The sequence below is a fragment of the Burkholderia lata genome (genome assembly GCF_902499335.1).
GTDB lineage: Bacteria > Pseudomonadota > Gammaproteobacteria > Burkholderiales > Burkholderiaceae > Burkholderia > Burkholderia lata_B.
Genome location: NZ_CABVQK010000015.1, coordinates 63,285 through 76,480, shown reverse-complemented (window position 1 = coordinate 76,480; position 13,196 = coordinate 63,285). Strand labels below are relative to the sequence as shown.

Below are 13,196 nucleotides of genomic sequence, written 5' to 3'. Positions count from 1 at the left end.
GTGATTCAGGATGCGTGCCCCGACGCCCGGGGCACGCGATCGCATGCCCTTGCCGGGCCGCTGCGATGTGACAGGCGAGCCATCCCGACCCGGATGGACGTTCGGAAAGCTTATGGTGAAACGAACCCGCGAACAGGCACAGGCAACACGGGCCATCATCGTCGAGTCGGCACAGGGGGTGTTCTTCGATCACGGCTTCGCGCATGCGTCGCTCGAGGAAATCGCCCGTCGGGCCGGCGTCACGCGCGGGGCCGTGTACTGGCACTTCGAGAGCAAGCTTGATGTGTTCGATGCAATTTTCGCCGATGCGGCGATTCCGCTGGATCCCTTCCTGATTGCCCCGCATCAGGGTGCCGAGCCTGCGCTCGATGCGCTGATCGACGCACTCTGCGCGCGCTGGCGGGTGGCGACGCGTTCGAAGCTGCCACGTCGCCTGTACACGCTGTCGTACACGCGATGCGAGAGCGCGGGTGAAACGGCCGCCTTCTGCGAGCGGGTTCGTCAGGCCGCATGTCATGCCGAACAGTGCATCGAAGCCAGCGTGCGGCGTGCGATAGCGGCAGGACAGCTGGCGAGCGAACATGAGCCGGCGGTGATCGCCAGCGTGGTTCACGCGACGTTGAGCGGATTGCTGCACCGGGAGTTGACGCGGCCAGGGCGCAGCAATCCGGACATGGCTGAAATTACCGAAATCGTCCGCACCCTGATTCAAGGATGAATGCGTCAGGCGCCCGACGAACGGCGTTGAGCCGTATCCATGAGTGTTGTCATGAATCCCGTACCGAAAGAGCTTGAAATCGCGAAAGAAAGATCCCGCGAAATCGCACCGGGAATATCTGGTTCGGATTCCGTACTACTGGCAAGAGCCCGCCGCGGCATGTCCATCGTGCAACTGCTGTCGGCTGCTGAATCATTGCAGTCCAGGTGCGTCGACCGGCGTGTCGAGCAGGCGCTCGGTATTACGAAGTCACAGGCGTCGATCCTGCACGCACTCGATTGCAGGGAATCATTGACGGCCGGCGAACTGGCCGATGCCTGCGGGATTGCCGGCAGCGCGGTGACGCGCCTGGTGGACCGGCTGGAGTCGCTGTATCTCGTGATGCGGACGCAAAAGGAGGATGACCGCCGTATCGTCTACGTGTCGCTCACGCATGACGGGCACCGGATCGCGGCTGCGAGGCGCGATGTGCAATACGAGATCCGGCAGGAGATGCATACCTTCGCGAGCGACGACGAGCTTCGAATGCTGGGCAATCTGCTGTCGCGCATGCTCGTCAATGCAGCGAGAGGCGATGCGACCGGATGAACGTCGCGGCCGCTTCGGCCACGGAGCGGCCGGTTCGCGGAGCAGTGCTGCCTCCGCGGGTTCCGGTACGGTGCCCGACGTTCCCGGTCAGGCGGCGAGCGCGATCTGCGACGCGAGCATGGCGACGAGCGACGGCAATTCCGCGAGCGAGCCGACCGCGCCGAACACGTAATAGTCGGGTCGCACGATGATGGCCTTCGCGCGTTGCTCGTTGAAGAACGCCTGGTACTTGCCGCTGACTTCGTACAGGATTCGCCCGTCGACGGCCTTGCTTTCGTCGTGCGTGATGCCGATCGTCTGCGCGCCGATGCGGGCGAGGGTGGCCTGCGAATGCGCTACCGGACGACGCGTCGCGTTACGCCCCCAGATGCTTCCGGAAGAACGGCACCAGTTGCTCCAGCGCCTGGCCGGTCGGCGCGGGCTGGTCGTACAGGTCGTAGTGGGTCGCGCCGGGCACGATCTGCAGCGTCTTTTCGCTCGAACGCGCGCGGTTGTACAGGTCGAAGCCGTCGCGGTAAGAGCCGAACGCGCCCGGCTCGCCGCCGCCGATGACGATATGCAGCGGCTGCGTCAGCAGGTGCTCGGCCAGGTGGAACGCATCCCAGCCGACCGCCGGCGCGAGGCTCGAGAAACGCAGCTGGTTGGGCGAACCGGGCTGCTGGCCGCGCGGCGTCGTGTAGTAGTCGACCGCCTCGACGATGTCCACGTTGGTCAGGCCGGCCTGCTCGAGCGCCGCCCTGGAGGTCGGGATGTAGGTAGTCAGCAGCGGTTCGGCGCCGCGTGCTTCCGCCGTACGCTGGCTGGCGATCGCGTCCAGCGCCTTCAGCGCCGAGTCGGGCGTCAGGTCGCCCTCACGCATGATGCGGCCGTAGTTGGCGCCGACCACCGTGGCCACCGCCTTGAAACGGCGCTCGGTCATGGCTGCATTGACCGCATAACCGCCGCCGCCGCACACGCCCAGCACGCCGATGCGCTTCTCGTCCACGAAGGGAAGCGTGACCAGGTAGTCCACCGCGCAGCGGAAGTCTTCCACGCGCAGCGTGGGGTCTTCGCTGAAACGCGGCTCGCCGCCGCTCGCGCCCTGCGTCGATGCGTCGAAGGCCAGCGTGATGAAACCCTGCTCGGCGAGCTGTTCGCCGTAGATGCGGCCCGAGGTCTGCTCCTTGCAGCTGCTGATCGGGTGGGCGCAGACGATCGCCGGGTAGGTCTTCGTTTCGTCGAAGTCCTTCGGAAAGCGAAGGTCGGCAGCCACGTCCCACATGCGGTTCTTGAAGGTCACGGTTTTCATGGTGAGGTCCTGTCGTGTGCGCGTGGCCGGTCGTGTCGACGGTCGGGCCCTGCGCGCGATGAATGGATCGGGGAATGTTTCCCGGTGAGCGAGTCGAACGCCGGCATGCCGTCTGGGAGGGCGCGCCGTTGGTGCTCGCGGTAAGGAACACTTTAGACCTTGACAGGCTCGGTGATAATCCAGAAAAATTTTGATGCAGTTATAAGTGGAGCTTCTGAATGAACGGCAACAACCTCAAGGACCTGACGGCATTCCTGCTGGTCGCCGAAGAAGGCAGCTTCACGCGCGCGGCCGCGCGCCTGGGCATCTCGCAGTCGGCGCTCAGCCAGGTCATTCGCGCGCTCGAGACGCGGCTGGGCCTGCAGCTGTTCGCGCGCACCACGCGCAGCGTTTCGCTGACCGCCGCGGGCAGCCGGCTGCTGGAGCTGATCGGCCCGGCGATGGGCGAAATCGACTCGGGCCTCGATGAGATTACCCACCTGCGCGACAAGCCCGCCGGGACGATCCGCCTCAATGCCGACGAATATGCGGTGCAGCATGTGCTGCAGCCGGCCGTGACGCGGCTCCTGCCCGCGTACCCCGACATACGCGTCGAACTCAATATCGATTACGGGCTGACCGACATCGTCAGCGGGCGCTACGACGCGGGCGTGCGGCGCGGCGGGCTCGTGGCCAAGGACATGATCGCCGTGCAGATCAGCCCGCCGCATCCGATGTCGGTCGTCGGGGCGCCGGCGTATTTCGCCAGCCGGCCGGCGCCGAAGCACCCGCGCGACCTGACCGACCATCTCTGCATCAACCTTCGCCTGCCGACGCACGGCGAGTATTTCCCGTGGGTGTTCGCGAAAGCGGGCAAGGAGCAGCGCGTGAAGGTCGACGGTCAACTGGTCGGCAACAGCATCGGGTCGGCGCGCGATGCCGCGCTGAGCGGGCTCGGCCTGGCGTACCTGCCGCATGCGTACGTCGCCGAACAGCTGGCCTCGGGGCAACTGGTCGAAGCGCTGTCGGGCTGGCGCAAGACCTACGAGCCGTACTACCTCTACTACCCGAGCCGCCGCCATGCGTCCCCCGCGTTTTCGCTGGTGGTCGACGCGCTGCGCTACCGCGGATAGGGTTCGTCGCCGTGCAGGCCGTGCAGGCCGTGCAGGGCGGTGCGGGCGGTGCGGGCGGGCCATGTGCCGGTGATCGAGTGGTCGGAGTGGTGCGATCACGATCCGGCCCGGTTTGTCGGGGCGGGGTCCGGGCGCGTGCCGGCGATGTAGCGGTGCGTCCGGAACCGGCGCATCGTCTCCTGTTGGCACGTCCCGCGCGCCGGAAGCGCATCGGCCGCGATCGCCGATTCCGTTGTACGGAAACCGCCGCGCTCCGGAATTGACCACCCGACGGCATGGCCGCACGCTGCACGTGAACTGATGAAGCGCCCCCGATCGTGCCGACTCGCATCGGCGTGCCGGGCGGACGCACGCAGCGAAACCATCGCCAATATGGAGACAAGTGATGCCCCGTTCCCTTCGCGCACGGCCGACTCGTCGTGTCGATTTCCATGTGCATGCCGACGATCGCGCCGGATTGCATCGCGACGTTTCCCGACACGCCGACGAGTAATGCCGATGCCGCTCGATCCGCAAATTGCCGCGATTCTGAAGACGCTCGAAGCCGCACCGCCGATGGAGAGTCTGTCCGTCGACGCGCTCAGGAACAGCCTCGCGTACCCGCCGCTCGACCGGCGCACCGTTGTCGGCGAGGTCGTCGATTTCGACCTGCCGCTCGAAGGGCGCATGCTCGCGGCGCGCCTGTACCGGCCGCTGGTTGCGCACAGCGATGGCGTCACCGTGTTCTTTCATGGCGGCGGCTTCGTGATCGGCAATCTCGACACGCACGATCACGTGTGTCGCGATCTCTGCGCGGAAAGCGGTGCCGCCGTGATCGCCGTCGATTATCGGCTGGCGCCGGAACACCGGTTTCCGGCCGCCGTCGACGATTGCTTCGATGCCGTGTGCCGGATCGCGCAACAAGCCGACACGCTGTCGTTCGACCCGTCGCGCATCGTCGTGGCCGGTGACAGCGCGGGCGGCAACCTGGCCGCCGTGACCGCGCTGAGGAGCCGCGACGAAGGCGGCCCGCCGTTGCGCGCGCAGGTGCTCGTCTATCCGGTGACCGACTATCACACGCCGCCGACCCGTTCGTACATCGACAACCAGTCCGGCTATTCGCTGACGCGCGCGGCGATGATCCGGTTCTGGAACGACTACGTCGCGAACGAACGGGAGGCGCTGCATCCGCATGCGTGCCCGTTGCGCGCGAAATCGCTGGCGGGCCTGCCGCGCGCGCTGGTGATCACGGCCGGGTTCGATCCGCTGCGCGACGAAGGAGAAGCCTATGCGAATCGCCTGTTCGATGCCGGCGTGCCGGTCACGTTCTGGCGCCACGACGACATGATTCACGGCTTCTTCCGGATGGGGCCGGCCTGTGCGGCGGCCCAGCAGGGATTGCTGCGCGCGGCGGCGTGGATACGCGACGTGATGGCGCGTTGACGAAAGATGAAGCGTCGTGGCGCGGGCGCGTCATGGCTTGACGGATGAACGGATTCGGAGTGCGAATGGAAACAGAACAACATATCGGCTTTCTGGGCCTCGGTCAGATGGGCGGCTCGATGGCGGAGCGCCTGCTCGGGCACGCGTTCCGACTGCATGTGTACGATCCGTCGCCGGCGGCGCTCGGGCCTTTCGTCGCCGGCGGCGCCGTCGTCCACGATTCGCCGCGCGCGGTTGCCGATGCGGCCGGCATCGTGTTCGCGTGCCTGCCGAACCGGGACGTGTCGCTGGCGGTCGGCCTGGGGCCTGACGGCGTCGTGCACGGATCGGCGATCCGCACCTACGTGGAGATGTCGACGATCGGTCAGGACCTGATCGAGCGGATTGGCGACGGGCTCGCGCAGAAGGGGATCGGCATCGTCGATGCGCCGATTTCCGGCGGCGCGCCGGCCGCACGCGCCGGTACGCTCGCGATGCTCGCGGCCGGCGCACCGGCGCTCGTCGAGCAGGTGTCGCCGCTGCTGTCGCTGATCGGCAAGGACGTGTTCGTGATGGGCGAGCGCGCCGGCATGGCGCAGGTCATGAAGATCGTGAACAACATCATCATGGCGACCAATCTCGTCGTGTGCTCGGAAGGGCTGGCGATGGGCGCGAAGGCCGGCCTCGACCCCGACATGATGATGCGGCTGCTCGACGCCGGCACGGCGCAGAGCTTTGCGTGCTCGAAGATGCTGAGCCGGGCAGTGGCGGGGCGCTTCGACTACGGTGCGGCGCTCGCGATCATCGACAAGGACATGTCGCTCGGATTCGACGCGGCGCGGTTGCTGGACATCGCGGCGCCGACGATCGAGCGGGCGCGCGACGTGTGGCACGCGGCCTACGAAGCAGGGCGCGGCAAGGACGACTTCACGTCGATCCTGACGTTCGTCGCGGAGCAGGGCGGCACGCGCGTGCGGGGCGGCGTGCCGGGGTGACGCACGGCGAACCGCGCCGGTGCTCCGCGTGTGCGATCACGGTTCGTAGCGAACGTCGCGCAACACTTCCTCGAGATCGAGCGCGGCCTGCTTGAGCGCCGGCACGATGCGCCGCCGGATGGCGTCGATGTCGGCATGGGCCTTGATCGCGCCGCAGCTCAGCGACATCGGCGTGGCTGCGGCGCCGACGCTCATCGGCAATGCGATGCCGTACGCGTTGCGCTGGTATTCGCCGTACGACATGCACACGCCGTTCTCGCGAAGATCCCCGAACGCGTGGTCGATGCCGGAGCGCATCGCGTCGCGCTGTGCCCCCGCGGCATCCAGCAGCCGCGCGACATATTCCTGCCGCAGATGGTCGGGCAGCCCCCATAGCCACGCACGCCCGATCGCCGTCAGGCCCATCGGCAGCAACGAGCCGACGCCGAGCCGCAGTGTCGCGATGCCCGAACTCGTGCGATGCGCGATGTACAGCATGTCGAGGCCATCGCCCGTGGCGAGCGCGACGGACACATTGCTGCATCAGCGGATGCGCGAGCCGCGTGACGGGATTGGTTTCGAGGTACGCATGCCCGATGCCGAAGACGCCCGTCGCCAGCTCGAAGCGCGTGCCGCCCGCGACACGGCGGATATACCCGAGCTGGATCAGCGTCGACGTGAGGCGGGACACCGCCGACCGGGACATCCCGGTGCGCTGCGCCAGTTCGCCATTGGTCAGCGGCGCGCGTTCGGCATGAAACGCGCGCAGTAACTGAAGGCCGCGGTCGAGCGTGAGCGTGACCTGCGCGGGCTCGGGCGGCGCGGCTTCGGCATGATTCGACGGATCTGTCATCGTGCTCCTGCGCCTTCAGCTTTGGCGCGGCACGCGATCGCGCAGCGTCTGCGCAATCGCGACGAGCCGCGGCCCGAGCTCCCGTTCGATCCGCGCCTGGGCGAGGCGCGCGGTGCGGCCGACACAGCCGAGCACCAGCGGCGGGCGATCGGGTAGCACCAGCGGTGTCGCGACGCACGCGAGTTCCTCTTCCCATTCGCCGTGCAGCATGCCGAAGCCGAGTTCGCGCACCTGCGCGATTTTTTCGTGCATCCGGCGCCCGATGGTCGGCCAGTTGTCGTCGGGCCGCCGCTCGAGTTCGCTCAGCAGATAGCTGCGCTCCGATTCCGGCAGCACGGCAAGCAGCGACCATCCCATCAGCGAATAGGCGATATGCATGCGCATGCCGGGCTGCAGCTGCAGGTTGAGCACGACGCGGCTGCCGATCTGGACGTCGAGGATCAGGATGTCGGACCGGTCGCGCGTGCCGAGCAGCACGCAGGTATCGGTCGCCTCGGCGAACTTGCGCATCTCGATGCCGGCGACCCGCTGAAGATCGGGATCGGAGACGGCCGCGTAGCCGAGCGCCAGTGATGCGGCGGCCAGCGAATATTTCCGGCTCGCCTTGTCGTGATGCAGGTAGCCGAGCGCGACGAGCGAGCGCAGCAGCCGCAGCACGGTCGGCGCCGGAATGCCGGTGGCGTGCGCGATCTCCAGGTTGCCGAGCCACGCATGTCCCGGGCCGAACACCGACAGGATCGACAGCCCGCGCGCGAGGGGCGTCACCATCGTGCTGCTCGGCGCACGCTCGCCGCGCGGCGGTTTCGGCCACACGGTGTCGACGCCGTGCGGGCCGTTGCCGGACCTCGCATCGACGTGCGTCGGCATGGATCTGCCGGGTTGCATGAGTGTCTCCGTCGGTTCGTTCGATCGCGGGCCGCGTGCGGGCCCGTTGCGCGTTGCTGGTCGAATCGTACTACCATCGCGCCGATCGTGACGCTGGGGCGAGCCCGGAGGCATGCCCGGCGCGTCAGCGCGACGATCGCGCGACGAGATCGCGGAGTCGTTCGCACACGAATTCGAGGCCGTCGCGGCTGCCGGGCAGCACGCCAATCATCATCAGAAAGCCGTGCATCTGCCCCTGCGCACGGCGATGATGAACCGGTACGCCGGCCTGTTCGAGGCGCTGCGCATACGCCTCTCCTTCATCGCGCAACACGTCGTGCTCGGCGGTCACGACGATCGCTTCCGGCAGGCCGGACAGGTCGGCTTCCCGCAGCGGCGACGCGAGGCTCGAATGCCGGGCCGCGTCGCCCGGCGCGTAGTGATTCCAGTACCACATCATCGCGTCGCGCGTGGTCAGCAGCTGGTTCTCGGCGGCGACATACGAGGGCCGGTCGAACACGCAGTCGGTCACCGGATAGACGAGCAGCTGGCCGGCGAACGACATCGTGCCCTCGCGGCGGGCGAGCAGCGTCACCGCGATCGCGAGGTTGGCGCCCGCACTGTCTCCTCCGACGAATACCGGCAGTTCCGCACCGAGCAGCGCGACCTGCGCGGCGAGCCATTGCGTGGCCTGCCACGCGTCGTGTACCGGCCCCGGGAACGGATGTTCCGGCGCCTTCCGGTATTCGACGAGCGCCACCGCGACACCCGCGCCGGCGGCGATTTCCCGGCACAGTGGCGTGAAGGCGTCGATCCCGCCGACGACCCAGCCGCCGCCGTGGAAGTACACGAGCAATGCCTGCGGGCGCTCGTCCGGCACGAACAGCCGCGCACGGAGCGTGCCGCCGTCGACCGGGATGTCGAGCGCGGTGGTGGTGCGCACGTCGGCGCCGGGAGACAGGATCGTGCCGATGCGGGCAAACGCCGCGCGCGCCTCGTCCGGCGTCACCAGGTGGCGCGGCTTCGATGGCGTCGCGGCGAGCTTGTCCATGAACGCCCGGGTGGCGGCGTCGAGACTCATGATGGCGACCTCCGGGCGGCGGGGCGAAGCGGGGCGCCGTGCGAGGCGGTCGAGTGGTCCATGTTGTGTCTCCGTGATGTTGTCGTGTCAGGCGAGCGGTTTCGCCGGCGTGCGTCGCATGGCGTCCCGCCGCGCTGTCGGCCCGCCGATGCGAAGGGCGAGCCGGCCTATCGCGGCGGCTGCAATGCGCCGAGCACGGCGTCCACGCCGCCGAACAGGTTCCAGCCGAGCGTGGCGGTTGCGCCGGCATCGACGACGAGGTTGGTGCCGGTAATCGCGGAGGCCGCGTCGGACAACAGGAACGCGATCGGTCCGGCCAGTTCGTCGGGCGTGATCACGCGGCCGAGCGCGGTCTGGCGCGCCATCACGGCGGGATCGCGTTCGCCGCGTGCATAGCTGGCCTCGATCACGGGTGTGCGGACGGGCCCCGGCGACACGGCGTTCACGCGCACGCCCTGCCGGCCGAGATAGACGGCGAGCGAGCCCGCGAGATTGATCATCGCGGCTTTCGACGGGCCGTAGGCGAGATGGGGCGTCGAGACCATCCCGGCGAGCGACGACAGCATCACGATGCTGCCGCGCCCGCGCGACGCCATGCGTAGCCCGACTGCACGGCAGACCGCGTAGGCGCCGCGCGCGTTGATGTCCATGATGTGGTCCCAGGCTGGCAGGTCGGCCTGCAGCGGGCCTTGCGCGGGCGGGATCACGCCGGCCGCGAACACAAGGGCGTCGATGTCGCCGCATTCGCGTTCGACGGTGTCGATGCACCGTTCGATGCCGTTGACGTCGCCGACGTCGAGCCCGTACGCGCGGCCGCCCGTTTCGGCCGCCACGCGTTCGGCGGCCTGCGCGTCGCGGTCGACCACGATCGGGTTCCACGTCGCCGAGAGCGCCGCACAGCAGGCCGCGCCGATGCCGCCGGCACCGCCCACCACGAGCACGTTTCTGCGCAATTCCATGTATTCCTCCTTTGATTTTGTATTTGCCGCCGCCCGGCTGCCCGCGCTGCGGCGTGTCAGCCCAGGCCGGCTGCCGCGCGTACGGCGAACACCGGATCGTCCGGGCCGCGGCGGCCGAGCGTCCAGGCCGGGTTGAGTACGCTGTCGGCCGGATCGACGAGTTGCGACTGGATGGCGTCGAATACGGTGCGCCGCCGTGCGATCCGCCATTCGCCGTTGCGCTTCTCGAAGCGGTCGACGTAGCGGCCGAACACCTCGACCCGGCTGTTGTGCGTGCTGCCGGCGTGCTTTGCATCGAGCATCGAGCGGTGTTCGCTCGCTTGCGGCGCGATTTCCAGCCGCGCGAAGAAATACGTCTCGACCGCGGCGACGCTGTCGGACGCGAGTTCCACGAGGCAGTTGCCGAGAAAGTGCGTGGAGGTCAGCAGGCCGGGCGCATCGTGCCGCTCGCGCACCCACGCGATGAAGGCGTCGCGCGTGCCCTTGAAATCCGCGTGGTCGTCTTCGCCGTCCTCGAAGAAGGCGGCGCGCACGAGCGCCCAGTCGCGACGGTCGACACCGCGTGCGTAGCGCAGCATCACGTCGCGGATCAGGTCCTTGTCGATCAGTCGTTGCATGGCGTCGGACACGGCATGGGTCTCCTTTCGTTTGATGGCATCAACGATGAAGAGCCGGTGCGTATCGCGTCAACGCGCATCGCGCGGGTTTGCCGTACTTTGAAATTTCATCGGGTTTGCCGCAGCGCGCGGCCGGCGGCCGGCGACGGCCGATTTCAATGTACGGCAAGGCCGCACCGTCGCCGTTGATGCAAGCGGGCATGCGGTCTTTCAATGGGTTCCTGCGAAACGCAATCATTTCAAAGGAGACACCCAACATGAACCAACCTCTCGACGTGCTGGATGCCGTCGTCGTCGGTGCCGGCTTCGGCGGGCTGTATGCGATCAAGCGGCTCACCGACGCGGGTTTCCGGATCCAGGCATTCGAATCGGGCGACGGCGTCGGCGGCACCTGGTACTGGAATCGCTACCCGGGCGCGCGCGTGGATCTCGAGTGCTGGGACTACTCGTATTCGTTTTCGCCGGAGCTGCAGGACGAATGGGACTGGCCGGAGCGCTATCCGACCTCCGCGGAACTGATGCGCTACCTGAACCACGTCGCCGACCGCTTCAACCTGCGCCGGCATGTCCGCTTCAATACGCGGGTCGAATCCGCGGTGTTCGACGAGCAGCGGAATATCTGGCGCGTGACGACATCGGACGGCAAGGTCACGCATGCACGTTTCTTCGTGCCTGCAACGGGCGTGCTGTCGGTGCCGAAGCCGCCCGAAATCCCGGGGATCGACACGTTCGCCGGTGAAAGCCATCACACGGGCCGCTGGCCGCATCATGAAATCGACTTCAGCAACAAGCGCGTCGGCGTGATCGGCACGGGTTCGTCGGGCATCCAGGTGATCCAGGCGCTCGCCGGCAAGTGCAAGCACCTGACGGTGTTCCAGCGCACGGCCGTGTACGTGGTGCCGGCGAAGAATCATCCGCTGACGCCCGAGATGCGGGCCCGCGTGCGGGCGACGTATCCGGAGCGGCGCGCAGTGAGCCGTCTCACGCGCTTCGGCATCGCGGTGCCGTTCCCGGTGGAATCGGCGCTGGATGCGACGCCGGAAGAGCGCCAGAAGAAATACGAGAACGCGTGGGAGAACAGCCAGCTGCTCGGTTTTCGCATGTGTTACGGCGACATCCTGTCGAACGAGGCCGCGAACGATACGGTGGCCGAGTTCATTCGCGGCAAGATCCGCGAGACGGTGCAGGACCCGGCGGTGGCGGAGAAACTGATGCCGCGCGGCTTCCCGTTCGGCACGAAACGCCCGTGCCTCGGCGACACGTACTACAGCGTGTACAACCGCGACGACGTGACGCTGGTCGACCTGAAGCAGACGCCGATCGATCGCGTGGTGCCCGAAGGGATCGTGACGAGCGAAGGGCTGCACGAACTCGACGTGCTGATCTACGCCACCGGCTACGACGCGCTGACGGGCGCACTCACGCATATCGACGTGCGCGGCGTGAACGGCCGCCCGCTGACCGACAAGTGGGCGAACGGCGCGAAGACCTATCTCGGCCTGATGACGAGCGGCTTCCCGAACCTGTTCACCGTGACGGGGCCGGGCAGCCCGGGGCCGCTCGCGAACATGTCGATGAGCATCGAGCAGCACATCGACTGGATCGCGCGCTGCATGACCGACCTGCGCGGCGCGGGCATCGACCGGATCGACGCCGGCCAGCAGGCGGAAGAGGACTGGATGCAGCACGTGCAGGACGTCGTTGCGAAGACGCTCTATCTGAAGGCGAACTCGTGGTACGTCGGCGCGAACGTGCCGGGCAAGCCGCAGGTGTTCCTGCCGTATCTGGGCGGACACGGCAACTACCGCAAGAAGTGCGACGACGTCGCGGCGGCCGGCTATGCGGGCTTCGTGCTGACACGGGCCGATGATCGAGAAACCGAATCGCAGAACGAAACGATTGGAGATGCAGCATGAGCAACATCAACGGACGCGTGGCCGGCAAGGTCGCGTTCATCACGGGCGCCGGGGCAGGGATCGGGCGCGCGGCGGCCGAGCTGTTCGCCAGCGAGGGGGCGACGGTCGTCGTGGCCGAATTCGACCCGCAGAGCGGGCAGGCGACCGTCGACGCGATTCGCGCGGCGGGCGGCTCCGCGACGTTCGTGCGAACCGACGTCACGAGCGAGGACAGCGTGCGCGACGCGATTGCAACGGCGCTCGAGTTCGCCGGGCGGATCGACGTGCTGTACAACAACGCGGGCGGCTCGACGTCGGTCGACGCGCAGGTGACGGATTGTCCGGCCGACGAGTTCTGGCGTGCGATCAAGCTCGACCTGTTCGGTACGTGGATCACGTGCAAGTACGGGATCGCGGCGATGCTGAAGACCGGCGGCGGCTCGGTCATCAACAGCAGCTCGGTGTTCGCGCTGGTCGGCACGCGCGGCAAGGATGCGTACACGGCCGCGAAGGGCGGCATCTCGGCGATCACGCGCTCGATGGCCGTCGAGTACGCACCGCATCGGATTCGCGTGAACGCGGTCGCGCCGGCCGTGACGGTCACGGCGCGCGTGGCCGGGCTGCTCAAGTCGCAGCCCGACGTGATCAACAAGACCGGCGAGCGCCAGCTGCTGGGCCTGATCGACCCGAAGGAGGTTGCGCTGACGGCGCTCTACCTGGCCTCCGACGAATCGCGGACGACGACGGGGCAGATCTTCCCGATCGACGGCGGATTCTCGATCTCGTGATGACGGAGAGCTCCCCGAGGGCGCTCTCCCGCACCGCACGAAGGTGCACGAAAATCGC

The 13,196-nt window shown here is 67.6% G+C and carries 15 protein-coding genes and 1 pseudogene; 8 read left to right on the top strand and 8 right to left on the bottom strand.

What is annotated here, in order from left to right; translation table 11 throughout:
* Positions 1 to 112: 112 nt before the first annotated feature.
* Together BCO18175_RS31355 and BCO18175_RS31350 are read left to right on the top strand one after the other, a co-directional pair.
* Positions 113 to 718, top strand: coding sequence for a TetR family transcriptional regulator (locus tag BCO18175_RS31355; RefSeq protein ID WP_174986658.1), 606 nt, complete (start codon positions 113 to 115; stop codon positions 716 to 718).
* Positions 719 to 769: 51 nt separating this feature from the next.
* Positions 770 to 1,306: a MarR family winged helix-turn-helix transcriptional regulator gene (locus tag BCO18175_RS31350; protein WP_174986656.1), complete on the top strand. Its 537-nt coding sequence runs from the start codon at positions 770 to 772 to the stop codon at positions 1,304 to 1,306.
* A 355-nt stretch (positions 1,307 to 1,661) separates the two neighbouring features.
* Here BCO18175_RS31350 and BCO18175_RS31345 read toward each other — a convergent pair whose 3' ends face one another.
* Positions 1,662 to 2,654, bottom strand: coding sequence for an alpha/beta hydrolase (locus BCO18175_RS31345; protein WP_302480662.1), 993 nt, complete (start codon positions 2,652 to 2,654; stop codon positions 1,662 to 1,664).
* Between the two features lie 158 nt (positions 2,655 to 2,812).
* On the opposite strand from BCO18175_RS31345, the gene BCO18175_RS31340 reads away from it, so the two are divergent.
* The 3 genes from BCO18175_RS31340 (at position 2,813) to BCO18175_RS31330 (ending at position 6,102) form a co-directional block, all read left to right on the top strand.
* Positions 2,813 to 3,706, top strand: a complete 894-nt coding sequence (locus BCO18175_RS31340) for a LysR family transcriptional regulator (RefSeq protein ID WP_174986652.1) — start codon at positions 2,813 to 2,815, stop codon at positions 3,704 to 3,706.
* Between the two features lie 498 nt (positions 3,707 to 4,204).
* Positions 4,205 to 5,128: an alpha/beta hydrolase gene (locus tag BCO18175_RS31335; RefSeq protein WP_254608194.1), complete on the top strand. Its 924-nt coding sequence runs from the start codon at positions 4,205 to 4,207 to the stop codon at positions 5,126 to 5,128.
* A 65-nt stretch (positions 5,129 to 5,193) separates the two neighbouring features.
* Positions 5,194 to 6,102, top strand: a complete 909-nt coding sequence (locus tag BCO18175_RS31330; protein ID WP_174986649.1) for an NAD(P)-dependent oxidoreductase — start codon at positions 5,194 to 5,196, stop codon at positions 6,100 to 6,102.
* A 36-nt stretch (positions 6,103 to 6,138) separates the two neighbouring features.
* Here BCO18175_RS31330 and BCO18175_RS41040 read toward each other — a convergent pair whose 3' ends face one another.
* Positions 6,139 to 6,615, bottom strand: coding sequence for an IclR family transcriptional regulator domain-containing protein (locus BCO18175_RS41040; protein WP_368040724.1), 477 nt, complete (start codon positions 6,613 to 6,615; stop codon positions 6,139 to 6,141).
* Between the two features lie 55 nt (positions 6,616 to 6,670).
* Between BCO18175_RS41040 and BCO18175_RS41035 the strand changes: the two genes are divergently transcribed.
* Entirely contained in the window at positions 6,671 to 6,853 is a 183-nt protein-coding gene (locus BCO18175_RS41035) for a hypothetical protein (protein WP_368040723.1), read from the top strand.
* Here the strand turns inward: BCO18175_RS41035 and BCO18175_RS41030 are convergent.
* The 6 genes and pseudogenes from BCO18175_RS41030 to BCO18175_RS31300 all read right to left on the bottom strand — a co-directional run.
* Positions 6,776 to 6,934 (bottom strand): annotated as a pseudogene (locus BCO18175_RS41030) (helix-turn-helix domain-containing protein); the annotation flags it as partial. The gene BCO18175_RS41035 and the pseudogene BCO18175_RS41030 overlap by 78 nt on opposite strands.
* A gap of 15 nt (positions 6,935 to 6,949) precedes the next feature.
* On the bottom strand, positions 6,950 to 7,819 hold the full coding sequence (locus BCO18175_RS31320; protein ID WP_174986647.1) for an IclR family transcriptional regulator: 870 nt from the start codon (positions 7,817 to 7,819) through the stop codon (positions 6,950 to 6,952).
* A 124-nt stretch (positions 7,820 to 7,943) separates the two neighbouring features.
* Positions 7,944 to 8,879 carry an alpha/beta hydrolase gene (locus BCO18175_RS31315; RefSeq protein WP_174986645.1) on the bottom strand — a complete coding sequence of 312 codons (936 nt, stop codon included), beginning with the start codon at positions 8,877 to 8,879 and terminating at the stop codon, positions 7,944 to 7,946.
* Positions 8,880 to 9,046: 167 nt separating this feature from the next.
* Positions 9,047 to 9,838, bottom strand: coding sequence for an SDR family oxidoreductase (locus BCO18175_RS31310; RefSeq protein ID WP_174986643.1), 792 nt, complete (start codon positions 9,836 to 9,838; stop codon positions 9,047 to 9,049).
* A 56-nt stretch (positions 9,839 to 9,894) separates the two neighbouring features.
* On the bottom strand, positions 9,895 to 10,467 hold the full coding sequence (locus BCO18175_RS31305; RefSeq protein WP_174986641.1) for a nuclear transport factor 2 family protein: 573 nt from the start codon (positions 10,465 to 10,467) through the stop codon (positions 9,895 to 9,897).
* Positions 10,468 to 10,495: 28 nt separating this feature from the next.
* The gene (locus BCO18175_RS31300; RefSeq protein ID WP_174968930.1) at positions 10,496 to 10,714 is read right to left on the bottom strand and encodes a hypothetical protein; all 219 of its coding nucleotides are present in this window, start codon (positions 10,712 to 10,714) and stop codon (positions 10,496 to 10,498) included.
* Here BCO18175_RS31300 and BCO18175_RS31295 point away from each other — a divergent pair.
* Together BCO18175_RS31295 and BCO18175_RS31290 are read left to right on the top strand one after the other, a co-directional pair.
* A complete protein-coding gene (locus tag BCO18175_RS31295) occupies positions 10,713 to 12,371 on the top strand; it encodes a flavin-containing monooxygenase (RefSeq protein WP_174986639.1) in 1,659 nt (552 codons plus the stop codon). The two genes, BCO18175_RS31300 and BCO18175_RS31295, sit on opposite strands and share 2 nt — an antisense overlap.
* Complete coding sequence (locus tag BCO18175_RS31290) at positions 12,368 to 13,138, top strand: SDR family NAD(P)-dependent oxidoreductase (RefSeq protein WP_174986637.1); 771 nt, start codon at positions 12,368 to 12,370, stop codon at positions 13,136 to 13,138. Before BCO18175_RS31295 ends, BCO18175_RS31290 begins: the two co-directional genes overlap by 4 nt.
* Positions 13,139 to 13,196 lie beyond the last annotated feature (58 nt).